Here is a 13,997-nt window from a genome sequence, read left to right on the forward strand (position 1 = left end):
CTTTTTGAGGCAGAAACATTTATTGCTTGTGGAGAAACAACAGTGATCAGAACCTTTGCAGAACTCGATCTAAACCAAGAGCTGCTTAAAGCAATTGACGAAATGGGCTACGAACGTCCAACACAGATACAAGCTGAAGCAATCCCACAAGCGTTAGATGGAAGAGACGTTTTGGCTTCTGCGCCAACAGGTACTGGTAAAACAGCATCATTTGTATTGCCAGCACTGCAATACCTACTGGATTTCCCACGTAAGAAATCTGGCCCTGCACGTATGCTTATCCTGACGCCAACGCGTGAGCTAGCAATGCAGATAACCGAACAAGCACGTGAGCTTGCTAAATACACCAGCCTAAACATCTTCACGATCACGGGCGGTGTGATGTATCAAGAGCATGCAGATATCTTAAGCACGACTCAAGATATCGTAGTCGCAACACCTGGTCGTTTGATGGAATACATTGAAGGCGAGCGTTTTGATTGTCGTGCGATTGAATGGCTGGTTCTAGATGAAGCCGACCGTATGCTAGATATGGGCTTTGGTCCTGTTGTTGACCGTCTGTCTGCAGAATGTCGCTGGCGTAAACAAACTTTACTGTTCTCTGCAACGCTAGAAGGTAAAGGCATTGAAGGCTTCACTGAAGACCTACTGAAAAACCCAGCGGAGATCGATGCGAAATCATCACTTCGTGAGCGTAAGAAGATCACTCAGTGGTACCACCGTGCAGACACAGCAGAGCACAAGCTGAGCATCCTAAAGCACATCATCACAGAACAAGCTGAGCGCAGCATCGTATTCTTGAAGACACGTGATCGTCTAGGTGATCTACGAGCTCAACTTGAAAGCGCGCAAATCCCATGTGCATGGATCCAAGGTGAAATGCCTCAAGATCGTCGTAACAACGCGATTGCTCGTTTCCGTGACGGTTCTGTAAACGTACTGCTAGCGACTGACGTTGCTGCTCGTGGTATCGACCTTCCAGACGTAAGCCACGTAATCAACTACGACATGCCACGTACTGCTGATGTATACCTACACCGTATTGGCCGTACTGCTCGTGCTGGTAAAAAAGGTAACGCGGTTTCTATCATTGAAGCGCACGATCAACTGATGATTGAACGTGTGGCTCGTTACACAGACGAACCAATCAAAGAACGCTTCATCGAAGGCATGCGCCCTACGCATAAGAAAGCGGCCGTAACTAAGAAGAAGAAGCCGAAGAAAGAAGATAAGAAAGCGGTAGAGAAACAAAAAATCGCGAAAAAGAAAAAAATCGCGAAGAAAAAGAAAGCAGCAAAGAAGAAATAATCTAACAGCTTCAACGATTCAATAAAAAGCCCCATGCAGTTCGCTGCATGGGGCTTTTCTCTATCTGGCTGGCATCTCGCCATAGAGCGTGACGACCATTAATCAATAACGTCTAGTTTTGCTCTTCACGTTTGAAGACAAGCTCTTTCGCGTTCGACTCTTCTTCAACGAAGTAGTAACCTGCTGTATCAAACTGAGTGAGTGCCTCAACCGAGTCGATCTTGTTCTCGATAATGTAGCGAGCCATCATGCCACGCGCTTTCTTCGCGTAGAAACTGATCACCTTGTACTGACCGTTCTTACAGTCTTTGAATACAGGAGTAATCACTTGGCCATCCAAGTTCTTCGGCTTCACGGCTTTAAAGTATTCGTTCGATGCTAGGTTGATCAACACATTGTCGCCTTGAGCATTCAACGCTTCATTCAGCTTGTCTGTGATGATGTTGCCCCAGAACTGGTACAAGTTAGTACCACGAGCATTGGCCAAGCGTGTACCCATCTCTAGGCGGTATGGCTGCATCAAATCTAACGGCTTAAGCAAGCCATATAACCCAGAAAGCATGCGCAGGTGGTTTTGTGCGTAGTCAAAATCTTCATCCGATAGCGTTTCAGCGTCTAGGCCTGTATATACATCGCCCTTAAAGGCTAGGATCGCTTGGCGTGCGTTGTCTTGGGTAAAGGTCTCGCTCCACTGCTCAAAGCGCGCTACGTTCAACCCTGCGATTTTATCGCTCACCTTCATCAGTGCAGAAATATCGACTGGCGTCAGCTTACGGCACTCTTCAATCAACTCAGCAGAGTGTTCAACAAACTCAGGCTGACTAAAGCGTTCCGTCGCTAATGGTGATTCGTAATCAAGTGTTTTGGCTGGAGAAACGACAACTAACATAACTTTACCCTAATCGGTTATCTAACTGGATGCTGCTAGAGTATAGAAAAAACATCAACTTGTCTTTATGGCTCTTCCTATTGTTTCGATAGGGAGAATGAGCTTCGATAGACAGAATGAGACAAATGACAGGCAAAGAAAAAGGCTAAGGTCGAAACCTTAGCCTTTCTAATCACTTTAGGATGAGCCGTTTATCGCTCCAACAAGATTACTTCTTGTTGTTGTCCCAAATACCGTCTTCCAGCTGAGACTTAAGCTCTGGGAAGTCATTCGAATCGAATGTTGGTACTTTACCCGCGTCTAGTTGGCGGTTGTAGTCTTTCGCTAGCTTAATCACGATACCTGATAGCAGGATAATCGCCACCAAGTTAACAATCGCCATTAGGCCCATTGATACGTCAGCCAGTGCCCATACCGTTGGCAGCGTCGCTAGAGAACCGAACATAACCATACCCAGAACAACAATACGGAACAGCACTAGGCCTTTCTTGTTGTTGTGCTCAAGGAAGATAAGGTTCGTTTCAGCGTACGAGTAGTTTGCAATGATTGAAGTAAAAGCGAAGAAGAAAATCGCTACCGCTACAAAGATGCCGCCCCATTCGCCAACTTGTGCTGTTAGCGCACGTTGCGTTAGTTCGATACCCGTTACTTCACCGTGTGGTACATACTCACCAGACATCAGGATGATTGCGACTGTTGCTGAACAGATAACAATGGTATCCATGAACACGCCTAACATTTGCACGTAACCTTGTGATGCTGGGTGCGGTGGGTAAGGCGTAGCAGAAGCTGCTGCGTTTGGCGCAGAACCCATACCCGCTTCGTTCGAGAACAAACCACGTTTGATGCCGTTAATCATCGCTTGTGCGATTGCGTAACCTAGGCCACCCGCAGCTGCTTCTTGCAGACCGAATGCACTCTTGAAGATAAGAGCCAGTACTTCAGGCACTTTCTCGATATTCGCGAACATCACGTACATAGCGATCGCTAGGTAAGCCAGTGCCATGATTGGAACGATGATTTCTGCTGTACGTGCAATCTTACGGATACCACCGAAGATAACGAATGCAGAGATGATTACGATACCAACACCAACGTAGCTACGCTCAAGGTCGAATGCTGTGTTCATTGCGCTTGCAATCGCGTTCGCTTGAACCGCGTTGAATACAAGACCGAATGCAATGATTAGGAAGATAGAGAATAGAACCCCCATCCAACGCATGCCTAGGCCTTTCTCCATGTAGTATGCAGGGCCGCCGCGGTAGTTACCGTCGTTATCACGCGTTTTGTATAGCTGTGCCAGTGTGCTTTCTGCAAACGATGTTGCCATACCTAGCATTGCGATTAGCCACATCCAGAAGATAGCACCCGGGCCACCAGCGGTTAGTGCTACTGCAACACCTGCCATGTTACCTGTACCTACACGAGCAGCGAGACTAGTACAAAGAGCTTGGAAAGAAGAGATACCAGCACTGTCTGCTTTACGGCTGTTTCTAAGAACAGAGAACATGTGGCCGAAATGGCGGAATTGAATGAAGCCTAGTCGTACAGTGAAGTAGATACCCACACCAACCAGTAAGTAAACTAAGATAGATCCCCAAAGGAGATCGTTCATCAAATTGATTAAGTCTGTCACGTGAACCTCGTAATTGAGTTTAAGCACCGATCATGCTTCCTAGCCTTCCTCTTAATCGCCTATGCCTCTGTCAATGTTGTGTCGGCACTCTTGTTATATTCTTGCGGCGATTGAGACTGTAAATGTCGCTTCATGCATCCATTTTACGTATCAGTGTATTTTTTGACGGGCGGATAATGCAGCGAGACGGCCTAAAAATCAATATGCAAATGCACTTATATTAAAATGACATTTCACTAATAACACACCTTTTGTTAACACAACTTTCAACAATGCAGCTTAATAAAAGTCACATTATCGGGACATAATATCAACAACAGCCATGGCACCGCCCCAACAAGAACATCATCCTATAAAAATGACGTCAGCCTAGGTTTTACAAGGTATAGTGAAGATCTTCGTTTTTTTCTAGGCCAATGATATCCCTATACCGCACGGCGCCATGTGCACTTCAATGCACTATAGTCAAAACGCTATTCCATTCGCACAATGAATTAACATTCAATAACCCCCAATTTAATCGTTTACTTAGGTTTGTTTGCTTATTTTTTGCACATAAAAATTCCCACGATGTGTGAGCATGCATAAGAAAACAGAACAAAAGCTTCATGAATTTGAAACAAATGAGAAACAAATCAAAGTTATTGTGAACCTAAATATGATATTTAATGGTTCGTAAGAACTAGTCCCACGGAAGGAGATATGGCTTATGGATAGCTTTCAATTCGATGAAGTATCAGAACTAGAAATGCCTCGTGTAACTCAAAAATCACGCTCAAAACCACTCAAGCGTAAGTGGCGTGAAATAGAAGCCATCAACGATCGTAGGCAGCTTGAAAAAGAGCTGAGAGAGATGAACCTCGGTCTTGATTTTAGCCTTGACGATATAAAGCTTTAATCAGCACGATAAGAAATCAGATAGCAAAAGGCACCTATATCGGTGCCTTTTTTGTTGATGAGGCGGCATTTCTCCCTGTGAGTCGATTTCAACCCCCAATTATCAGAGAAAAGCCCTTCGACTATAGAGGCAAATACCGACTCACTAAACGCACTCTTGCTCATTTTGTCGAACACGAGCTGCGAGTTGGCGATATTGATCGGCTATCGTCTCTCCAAAGACAGGATCATCTTCCGGTTGAAGCCATTGAGACTCCACTTCTTGCCAATCTTTCACCGTGAACGCCTCTACAATCATGGGTAGCACGTGCTTCTCTTCATATTCCATATGCTTTCGCTGAGCCTTAACAAACGCTTCAAGCTGCTCAATAAATACTTGCTGAGGAACCACCGCATCTTGAAGGATCATATCAACCACTCCTAAAAAGTCCGCTGTTTTTTCAGAAAGTAATTGATGCTCTAGCTCCAAGTCTTCAATCACTTGGTCACCGCCATATTGCTTAAGGTAGTAACGATAAATGACGTCTTCTTTTGGGTGATGCACCTTGTCTGAATGATTCATAAGGTAATCAACCACCTCAGCGATCAAGCTATAGTTTATTTCTCGCTCTTGCTTCAGAAGCTCTAACTTATTGTTGAGTATTGCTAGCAAACGAGCCATATAGCCATGCTCTCGTCTTATCCTTTCAATCATCATAGTATTGCACTCCATTACACCTACAGTTTATAAGTGTATACGAAGATGCTCATTTATGATTTGACCCTGCTCAGAAAACCACCAACCTACAGCTCTATTGGTAACCGCCAGTCGATAGGTTGTTGATCAATAGAAGAAAGTAACTTGTTAGTTATTGAGAAGTGCTGACAACCAAAAAAGCCACGACGAGCGGATAATGGCGATGGATGAGGCGCAATCAACACATGGTGTTTATCTACATCGATCGCTTGCCCTTTCTTCTGGGCGTGTGCACCCCATAGTAAGAAGATGATAGGTTCAGAGCGCTGATTCAACTCAGCAATGATGGCATCGGTAAAGGTTTCCCAGCCACACTTCGCATGTGAGTGTGCTTTGGCCTCTTCTACGGTTAAAACCGTGTTCAACATCAACACCCCTTGCGATGCCCAAGAATCGAGATAACCATGACTAGGAATCTCAAAGCCCTCTATATCTTGTGCAAGCTCTTTGTACATATTGCGTAGAGAAGGTGGGATTTTCACGCCAGGAAGGACTGAGAATGCTAAACCATGAGCTTGGTTAGCACCGTGATAAGGGTCTTGCCCTAAGATAACCACGCGCACGGATTCGAAAGGCGTCATATCAAAGGCACTGAACACCAGATCTTGTGGCGGGTAGACGGTTTTGCCACTATTACGTTGCTGTTCAACAAACGCGAGGATACTCTGAAAGTACTCTTTATCACGTTCATCATTAATAATGGATTCCCAAGTCTTTGGTGCGCTCATCGTTTTACTTCCCAATCATCAAGGTTTCTAGGGTCTTTCGCCAGACAAAAAAATAGCGGTATCGGCTAACTGTCCTAAATAAGGCTCTAGTTATACCTCATACAGCTATTAATAAACATGATGTGTAGGGTTCACTTGTTGATGAATCATATTAATGGGTTCAATTTAAGTTTATTTCGGTTAGCCACTCTTCTGGGGAGTACGATGGTGACCATGACTATGGATGTGACGGTTCGGTGCTGGCAGACGCGCTGCTGCATGGACTGTTGAAGAAGCACTTAGGGTATAAGTTATAGAATACATAATGGCACCCTCCTCTATTGTTACAGTGAACTACATATTCAACTAAACACTATGAAAGAAAGATGCCAATTTTAGGAATAGAAGGAAATTATTTTTTCCTCTATATATTACGCTTCTTCACTCACTTCCATTGCTGAGCGATGAAACATTCTAAGTTGTTGAATTTCCTCTTTCCAGATCGTCGAATCAATCGTTTCCAAGATAAGAGGAATACCATTAAAGCGAGAATCCGAAGCAATATACTCAAAACAGTCCCAGCCAATTTCGCCTTTTCCTAAAGAATGGTGTCGATCGACTCGACTCGCGAACTCCGCTTTTGAATCATTGATGTGCATTGCTCTTAGATAGTGCATACCCACAATGCGGTCGAACTCAGCAAAAGTATGTTCACACGCCTCTTTTGTACGTAAGTCATAGCCAGCAGTAAAGGTATGACAGGTGTCTAAGCACACACCAACACGTGACTTATCTTCTACCTGTTCGATAATCTCGGCTAGATGTTCAAACTTCCAACCCAGGTTAGTGCCCTGCCCAGACGTATTCTCAATCACTGCGATTACGTCAGGTACTGCTTGATGAGCTAGGTTGATTGATTCGGCGATCTTAGCCAAACATTCGCTTTCTGAGATTTTCTTTAAATGACTCCCAGGATGAAAATTAAGTAGCGTTAAACCAAGCTGGTTACAACGCTCCATTTCGTCAATAAAAGCCGCGCGTGATTTCTCTAGTTTCTCTTCTTCTGGTGCTCCTAGGTTAATCAGGTAGGAGTCATGAGGAAGAATGTGCTCAGCACCGAAGCCCAACATTTTGCAATTGGCTTTAAAGGCACTAATGGTTTTCGCCTCTAGCGGTTTTGCTGCCCACTGTCTCTGGTTTTTGGTAAACAGTGCGAACGCATTGGCACCGATCTCACGCGCACGCATTGGTGCCTGATCAACACCGCCCGCAGCCGACACATGAGCACCGATAAACTTAATATTTGTTTCCGGTTTTGAGGATGAATTATTGTTTGTCATTAAATCACTTTACACTTTCAGAATGCTTAATAAATAAAGGGTCGTATCGGTTTCTGTTCAATAAAAACACAACAAATGTAGTAAACTTACAACAAATACGACTGTTAAATATTTTTTATACTTTAAAATATTTTGTAATTACTTTGTTTTCAAAGGTTTTATTGATTTACCTCAATATAATCACCTTTGTAAAAACATGGCTTTTGGTTGTTTTTTGACTTAAATCAATGTTAACCTTACTATTATTAGGTATATATTACCCAGCTCAATAAAAATCGAAAGTTAACACCATAATCAAACCACATTCAGTGGACTAGGAGATAGTTATGATCCAAGGTATTCAAATTACTAAAGCAGCAAACGATGACCTACTAAACTCAATCTGGCTACTAGATAGCGAGAAGAATGAAGCTCGTTGTGTTGTTGCTACTGCAGGTTTCGAAGCTGACCAAGTTATCTCAGCTGCAGACCTAGGCGAGTACGAAAGCCGTGAAGTTGCAATCGAAGCAGCACCACGCATCGAAGGTGGTCAACACCTAAACGTTAACGTTCTTAAGCGTGAAACGCTAGAAGACGCAGTTGCTCACCCAGAGAACTACCCACAGCTAACTATCCGTGTATCGGGTTACGCTGTACGTTTCAACTCTCTAACTACTGAACAGCAACGTGACGTTATCGCACGTACGTTCACTGAGTCTCTATAAATTTTAGAGCTTGAATTAGAATACAAAAACGGCGCTCATTGAGCGCCGTTTTTATTTGTTCAACAATACAGATGTACGTTACGGTTGAACTCGACGAAGCACTGCTTTTAGCGCTTCAAAATCGTTATCTAAATCTTCAGACAACAACTCCATCGCCGCGTGTTTTGCTAGCGGGCCAGGCAGTTCGATATCAGAACCTAGGATGTCATCAACCACTTCTTTGAATTTCGCTGGGTGTGCAGTACACAGGAACAAGCCAGTTTCGTTCTCTTGCAGCTGCTCTTCCAATAGACGGTAAGCAATCGCACCATGTGGTTCACATAGGTAACCTTGTGCTTTTAGGTCGCGAACTGACTCAGCGCTTTGCTCATCAGACACTTTACCTTTGCCCAGTGTATCTAAGCCCCAACCTTTTAGTTGGCAAAGCTCTTCGATACGAGGCCAGTTGTTTGGTTGGCTTACGTCCATCGCATTTGATGTTGTCGCAACGGTCGGTTTTGGATCCCATTGGCCTGTTTCTAGGTAACGAGGAACCGTGTCATTTTCGTTAGTTGCTGCGATGAAACGCTTAACAGGTAAGCCTAGCGCTTTAGCCAATAGACCAGCCGTTAGGTTACCAAAGTTACCACTTGGTACAGAAATAACTAGGTTTTCACGCTGCTCTTTAGTCAGCTGAGAAGCCGCCTCAAAGTAGTAACAGATCTGAGCCATTAAACGGCTGATATTGATAGAGTTTGCCGAGTTAAGACCGATCTCTTTACGCAGTTCAGCGTCATCAAATGAGTCTTTAACCAGAGCCTGACACGCATCAAAATCGCCATCAATCGCCACAGTGTGGATATTCTTGCCAAGCGTACAGAACAGCTTCTCTTGTAGTGGGCTGATCTTGCCTTTCGGGTAAAGAATCACAACATTGATGTCTTCCATTCCGTAGAAAGCATGCGCAACCGCCGCACCAGTATCACCTGATGTTGCCGTTAAGATAGTGATTTGACCACCATCAGAAACAGCAGCTAAAGATTGAGCCATAAAACGGCCACCGAAATCTTTAAACGCCAGTGTTGGACCGTGGAAAAGCTCAAGCGCATAAACACCGTCTTTTACTTGGTTGATTGGAGCAGGGAATTGAAACGCTGCATCCACCATTTGATCAATCTGTTCCTTTGGTAATTCATCACCAATCAATGCTGACAGGATCTTAGCGCTACGAGGGACGAAGTCCTCTGCTAGCAGCGCATCGATATCATCAAACTTTGGTAGTTCAGACGGGAAAAATAGACCTTGATTACGACCTAAACCTTGACGAACGGCTTGGCCAAAAGAGACTTGCTCGTCATTTTCTTTGATGTTGTACAGCTTCATAACTCACTTCCTGTAACGATCGAACCTTGCTTGTCTAGGCGACAAACGTGAACGAATCCTTCTTCATTTTGTACGTAATTTTGTTCTAACCAGCGTGCAACACGCTCGGCGACATCTTGTTCTTTGCAAATGCTAAATAGAGTTGGACCACTACCGGAGATCCCAGTAGCCAGTGCTCCAGCTGAGGTTGCGTATTTACGCGCATCAGCAAACCCTGGAAGCAGTTTCTCACGATATGGTTCTGCAATCACGTCTTTGATCATCTTCGCTGCTAGCTCTGGCTGACCAGAGTGGCACGCGTGAATAAAACCCGCTAGATGACGGCCATGAGCAATCACATCCTGACGACGATATTGAGAAGGAAGAATCTCGCGAGCTTCAGCCGTTGAAACCTTAATGCCCGGGTACGCCATTACCCAGTACCAGTCATCAAAACACGGAACTTCTTGGCTAATGATGCCTAACTCTTCAAGCATTAACTGCACACCACCAAGATAACAGGGTGCAACGTTATCATAGTGGATACCGCCTGAAATCTTACCTTCCATTTCGCCCATCAGAGCAAGCAGTTCAGTTTCATTCAATGGCTGACCGTGAAAATGGTTGAGCGCATCCAGTGCCGCGACAATTGAACATGCACTTGAACCTAAACCAGAACCGATAGGCATATTCTTTTCTAGTGTCATTTCCAAAGACTTAAGCGCAACGCCTTTTTTATCAAGCTCTCGAGAGAACACAACCCAACAATCGTAGACAATGTTTTCTTTGGTTTCAGTTGGCAGCTTAGAAACAAAGCTGCCTGCTGTTTTAAGTGAGAACGGTTCATCACCTGCTTTAACCATTACTCGGTCGCCCAGCAGTGTGCCATCCACTGGAGACACAGCTGCCCCCAGTACATCAAATCCTACACTGACATTACCGATTGATGCAGGAGCATAAACGACAACATCCATATCACTTGAACTCATTCCTAAACTCCTAATTTCCAACCAAGAGTACGCATCACATCAGAGAATACGCCTGCTGCTGTTACTTCTGTACCCGCACCGTAGCCACGCAGCACTAGAGGGATTGGTTGGTAGTAACGGCTGTAGAATGCTAATGCGTTCTCGCCATCTTTAATCTTGAACATTGGATCATCGCCATCAACAGCAGCGATACGAACCTTACACTTACCTTCAGCGATTTCACCAACATAACGAAGTACTTTACCTTCTTCTGCTGCGATCGCCGATTGCTCTTGGAAGTAAGCATCCGCTTCTGGCAAGCGAGCCATGAACTCTTCAACCGTGCCTGAGTCATCAAAACCCGGTGGTAGAGCTTGGTCAACTTCAACATCTTCAAGTTCAAGTGCCATGCCAGCTTCACGAGCAAGGATAAGTAACTTACGCGCCACATCCATTCCTGATAAATCATCACGAGGATCCGGTTCAGTGAAGCCGTTATCTTTAGCAATGTTGGTTGCTTGGCTCAGTGTCATGCCTTCATCAAGTTTGCCGAAGATGTAAGACAGTGAACCTGAAAGAATGCCGTTGAACTTCTCAAGTTCATCACCTGCAGAGATTAGGTTCTGTAGGTTTTCGATTACTGGTAGACCTGCGCCAACCGTTGTCTCGTACATCAGCTTACGACGTGAGTTACGTGCAACTTCACGAAGCTGATGGTAGTAAGCCATGCTTGCTGTGTTTGCTTTCTTGTTTGGTGTCACCACGTGGAAACCAGCCGCTAGGAAATCAGCGTACTGCGCAGCAATGCCTTCGCTAGACGTACAGTCAACCAATACCGGGTTGATGATGTGGTTACGTTGAACCAGAGCCGCTAAACGCGCGAGGCTGAACTCTTCAGTCGCACTCGACATACGGTCACGCCACTGCTCTAGCGGTAGGCCATCACTGTCTAGCAACAAACCTTTACTGTTTGCTAAACCACATACACGAATCACGATGCCTTTTTCAGCCAGTTTACCTTGTTGACGTTGGATTTGGTCAACAAGCTCGCCACCAACACCGCCAACACCAACAACGAATACATCAAGGAAGTGCTTAGAGTTGAATAGGTTCTCGTGACACGCTTTGATCGCTTCAGAGATTTTGTCTTCAGGAATAACCGCAGAGATAGCGCGCTCTGAAGAGCCTTGAGCGATTGCAACAATGTTGACGTTCACTTCAGCTAAAGAAGAGAAGAATTGAGATGCTACACCACGTGAAGTGCGCATACCGTCACCTACCAGCGTTACAATCGCAACGTCATCCATGAACTCAACAGGCTCTAACAGGCCATCTTTAAGTTCAAGCTCAAACGCGTCTGACAACACTTGCTTCGCTTTCACTTTGTCAGCCGATTCAATACAGAAGCTGATGCTGTACTCAGAAGAAGATTGAGTAATAAGGACAATAGAAACGCCAGCAGAAGACATCGCGCCGAATACACGACTTGCCATGCCTACCATACCTTTCATACCTGGGCCAGATACGTTAACCATAGTTAGGTCACTTAGTGTCGTGATGCCTTTGATCGCTAGATTATCTTCGCCAGTGTCTTGACCAATCAAAGTACCAGCACCTTGTGGGTTAAAGCTGTTTTTGATCAGACAAGGAATGTGAAATTGTGCGATAGGAGCAATCGTTTTCGGGTGTAGAACCGAAGCACCAAAGTAAGAAAGCTCCATTGCTTCTTGGTAGCTAAGTGATTTAAGCAGACGAGCATCATCGACCAAACGCGGGTCACAGTTGTAAACGCCGTCTACATCTGTCCAGATCTCACAGCAATCAGCACGTAGACATGCTGCTAGAACTGCAGCTGAGTAGTCAGAGCCGTTACGGCCAAGTGTTACTAACTCACCTTTATCATTACCGGCAGTGAAGCCCGGCATGATGTTTACGTGACCTTTAGGAAGTGGCGATTGACGGAAGTTCTGAGTTGAAACATCCACATCTACCATAGCTTCAAGGTGATCACCTTTAGCGTATAGGTATTGAACTGGATCAATCAGGCTTGCTGGTTGGCCTTTCGCTTCAAGTACCGCTTTCATTAGCTGGATTGAGATTCGCTCACCTTTACTGATGATGCGTGCATTAACATGATTCGGGCACATACCCAGTAGATTAATACCGTTAACGAACTGTTTTAGCTGAGCAAGAGAAGTATCAACCTGCTCCTGGAACGCTGAACCATCAATAGAAGGAACAACAACTTGAATATCTGCAAACAGTGCAGCGAATGAGGATTCGATCTCTGTAATCTGTGCGTCTGCTTCACCATTTTTCAGTGCAGCTTCAATAACAGCGACCAACTTATTGGTTGTTTTCCCTGGAGCCGATAGTACAACGGCTAGCTCTTCTTGCTGGGCATTATTAGCGATGATATCCGCCGCTCGTAAAAAACGATCTGCATCAGCTAATGATGAACCTCCAAACTTTAAAACGCGCATCCCTTTCTCCATAAGTCATAAAAATGGTACAAAAAAAGGCCTGTATCTTGTTGGATACAGGCCTTTTTTTTAAAATCCGTTACTTAGCAGCCTGCCCCAACAATGTTAATGTCGGTAATAATAATGGTTGTGGTCATTACTAGGTGGCTTACGTGCTGCATATCAAATTCTCTGCTTGTGCTTTACTCTACGTGTATCAATTTTTACCACTAGACGTCAATGAAAAGTTGCGTTTTTTTTACATTCGCACCATTTTTCAGAGCAAACCATCATTTTAGGGATAAAACACCCTGTATTAACCTTCAATTAAGATACTGAATTCACTCACCGAGCAAATATAGGTAGTCAATTGCATATGCTAATAACAAAATGCTATATCGATTGTGCGGCGAGCGTACAAATTCTGTGCTTTAATTGAACGATAACGTTCGAAAAACAATAATAATGACATCAGGAGTGGGAAGTGAAGAGATTACTTATTCTTTTAGCCTTGGCTATGCCTGTTGTTTGTTCAGCGAACAGTTTACCTCTTCTAAATAGTTTGCCTCAGCTTCCCGGTCAAATCGATCGCTCTTCTCATAAATTTTTTATCTCCACCCAAAACGCATCGAATGAAAGCTTCGATACTTGGAAAATAGACAGTGGCTATTCATATAGCTTGTTTTCGGATGTGGATCTTTATGTCGGTACACGTATCAATAGTGCTGCACTGAAACAGGAAAGCGGATTCTTGAGCGGTGTCAGTTATCAATTCTCAGAAAGAGTCTCTTTCAACAGTTCTCTGCACACCTATAAAGATGAAACCGAAGACAATGAGAAATCGGTGGCCGCAGAAGTTTCTAGCCGAGTACAGCTGACCGACAATTTAGATTTGCATGCCACTCTTGATTATGAAGAGTGGCAGCAAGGTGTTGAAGTGGGGTTAGGGTTTCGCTTCTAATCCAATTAACTTGATATCGATGAATATGTTACGTATTCAAGCCTCTTT

The 13,997-nt window shown here is 44.4% G+C and carries 13 protein-coding genes and 1 other annotated feature; of the genes, 4 read left to right on the plus strand and 9 right to left on the minus strand.

The window, feature by feature from the left end:
* Window positions 1–42 precede the first annotated feature (42 nt).
* Window positions 43–1,308, plus strand: coding sequence for an ATP-dependent RNA helicase SrmB (gene srmB / locus ATB74_RS14880; protein ID WP_060983060.1), 1,266 nt, complete (start codon window positions 43–45; stop codon window positions 1,306–1,308).
* Between the two features lie 112 nt (window positions 1,309–1,420).
* Here srmB and yaaA read toward each other — a convergent pair whose 3' ends face one another.
* Both yaaA and ATB74_RS14890 read right to left on the minus strand, forming a co-directional pair.
* The gene (gene yaaA / locus ATB74_RS14885) at window positions 1,421–2,197 is read right to left on the minus strand and encodes a peroxide stress protein YaaA (protein ID WP_048606773.1); all 777 of its coding nucleotides are present in this window, start codon (window positions 2,195–2,197) and stop codon (window positions 1,421–1,423) included.
* Window positions 2,198–2,405: 208 nt separating this feature from the next.
* Window positions 2,406–3,833: an alanine/glycine:cation symporter family protein gene (locus tag ATB74_RS14890; RefSeq protein WP_032545312.1), complete on the minus strand. Its 1,428-nt coding sequence runs from the start codon at window positions 3,831–3,833 to the stop codon at window positions 2,406–2,408.
* Between the two features lie 709 nt (window positions 3,834–4,542).
* On the opposite strand from ATB74_RS14890, the gene ATB74_RS14895 reads away from it, so the two are divergent.
* A complete protein-coding gene (locus ATB74_RS14895; protein ID WP_017059319.1) occupies window positions 4,543–4,731 on the plus strand; it encodes a DUF3545 family protein in 189 nt (62 codons plus the stop codon).
* A 144-nt stretch (window positions 4,732–4,875) separates the two neighbouring features.
* On the opposite strand, the gene ATB74_RS14900 is transcribed toward ATB74_RS14895, so the two are convergent.
* From ATB74_RS14900 to nfo, 4 genes are all read right to left on the minus strand, one after another.
* Entirely contained in the window at window positions 4,876–5,427 is a 552-nt protein-coding gene (locus tag ATB74_RS14900; RefSeq protein ID WP_060983059.1) for a hemerythrin domain-containing protein, read from the minus strand.
* 86 nt (window positions 5,428–5,513) lie between these two features.
* Entirely contained in the window at window positions 5,514–6,194 is a 681-nt protein-coding gene (gene ung, locus ATB74_RS14905; RefSeq protein WP_061019036.1) for a uracil-DNA glycosylase, read from the minus strand.
* A gap of 180 nt (window positions 6,195–6,374) precedes the next feature.
* Window positions 6,375–6,497, minus strand: a complete 123-nt coding sequence (locus ATB74_RS24490) for a hypothetical protein (protein WP_279626290.1) — start codon at window positions 6,495–6,497, stop codon at window positions 6,375–6,377.
* Between the two features lie 107 nt (window positions 6,498–6,604).
* Window positions 6,605–7,513, minus strand: coding sequence for a deoxyribonuclease IV (gene nfo / locus ATB74_RS14910; RefSeq protein WP_061019037.1), 909 nt, complete (start codon window positions 7,511–7,513; stop codon window positions 6,605–6,607).
* Between the two features lie 326 nt (window positions 7,514–7,839).
* On the opposite strand from nfo, the gene grcA reads away from it, so the two are divergent.
* Window positions 7,840–8,217 (plus strand): autonomous glycyl radical cofactor GrcA, encoded by a 378-nt coding sequence (gene grcA, locus ATB74_RS14915; RefSeq protein ID WP_017059315.1) that lies wholly within the window; start codon window positions 7,840–7,842, stop codon window positions 8,215–8,217.
* A 78-nt stretch (window positions 8,218–8,295) separates the two neighbouring features.
* Here grcA and thrC read toward each other — a convergent pair whose 3' ends face one another.
* The 3 genes from thrC to thrA are packed head-to-tail and all read right to left on the minus strand — an operon-like array spanning window position 8,296 to window position 13,009.
* Window positions 8,296–9,579 (minus strand): threonine synthase, encoded by a 1,284-nt coding sequence (thrC, locus tag ATB74_RS14920; protein WP_060983056.1) that lies wholly within the window; start codon window positions 9,577–9,579, stop codon window positions 8,296–8,298.
* Window positions 9,576–10,532, minus strand: coding sequence for a homoserine kinase (thrB, locus tag ATB74_RS14925; RefSeq protein WP_061019120.1), 957 nt, complete (start codon window positions 10,530–10,532; stop codon window positions 9,576–9,578). The genes thrC and thrB overlap by 4 nt, the downstream gene beginning before the upstream one ends.
* A 17-nt stretch (window positions 10,533–10,549) precedes the next feature.
* Window positions 10,550–13,009 carry a bifunctional aspartate kinase/homoserine dehydrogenase I gene (thrA, locus tag ATB74_RS14930; RefSeq protein ID WP_061019038.1) on the minus strand — a complete coding sequence of 820 codons (2,460 nt, stop codon included), beginning with the start codon at window positions 13,007–13,009 and terminating at the stop codon, window positions 10,550–10,552.
* Window positions 13,010–13,038: 29 nt separating this feature from the next.
* Window positions 13,039–13,157, minus strand: a sequence feature (Thr leader region).
* Window positions 13,158–13,472: 315 nt separating this feature from the next.
* On the opposite strand from thrA, the gene ATB74_RS14935 reads away from it, so the two are divergent.
* Entirely contained in the window at window positions 13,473–13,949 is a 477-nt protein-coding gene (locus tag ATB74_RS14935) for a ribonuclease regulator (RefSeq protein ID WP_081090128.1), read from the plus strand.
* The last annotated feature ends 48 nt before the right edge of the window (window positions 13,950–13,997 follow it).

The organism is Vibrio splendidus, assembly GCF_001557875.1.
GTDB classification, from domain to species: Bacteria; Pseudomonadota; Gammaproteobacteria; order Enterobacterales; family Vibrionaceae; genus Vibrio; species Vibrio splendidus_F.

Excerpts from the sequence above, each read along its gene's own strand:
- thrA (WP_061019038.1), bottom strand. The coding sequence starts at position 13,009 with ATGCGCGTTTTAAAGTTTGGAGGTTCATCATTAGCTGATGCAGATCGT.
- yaaA (WP_048606773.1), bottom strand. The coding sequence starts at position 2,197 with ATGTTAGTTGTCGTTTCTCCAGCCAAAACACTTGATTACGAATCACCA.
- grcA (WP_017059315.1), top strand. The coding sequence starts at position 7,840 with ATGATCCAAGGTATTCAAATTACTAAAGCAGCAAACGATGACCTACTA.
- ATB74_RS14895 (WP_017059319.1), top strand. The coding sequence starts at position 4,543 with ATGGATAGCTTTCAATTCGATGAAGTATCAGAACTAGAAATGCCTCGT.
- ung (WP_061019036.1), bottom strand. The coding sequence starts at position 6,194 with ATGAGCGCACCAAAGACTTGGGAATCCATTATTAATGATGAACGTGAT.
- thrB (WP_061019120.1), bottom strand. The coding sequence starts at position 10,532 with ATGGATGTTGTCGTTTATGCTCCTGCATCAATCGGTAATGTCAGTGTA.
- thrC (WP_060983056.1), bottom strand. The coding sequence starts at position 9,579 with ATGAAGCTGTACAACATCAAAGAAAATGACGAGCAAGTCTCTTTTGGC.
- nfo (WP_061019037.1), bottom strand. The coding sequence starts at position 7,513 with ATGACAAACAATAATTCATCCTCAAAACCGGAAACAAATATTAAGTTT.
- ATB74_RS14900 (WP_060983059.1), bottom strand. The coding sequence starts at position 5,427 with ATGATGATTGAAAGGATAAGACGAGAGCATGGCTATATGGCTCGTTTG.
- ATB74_RS24490 (WP_279626290.1), bottom strand. The coding sequence starts at position 6,497 with ATGTATTCTATAACTTATACCCTAAGTGCTTCTTCAACAGTCCATGCA.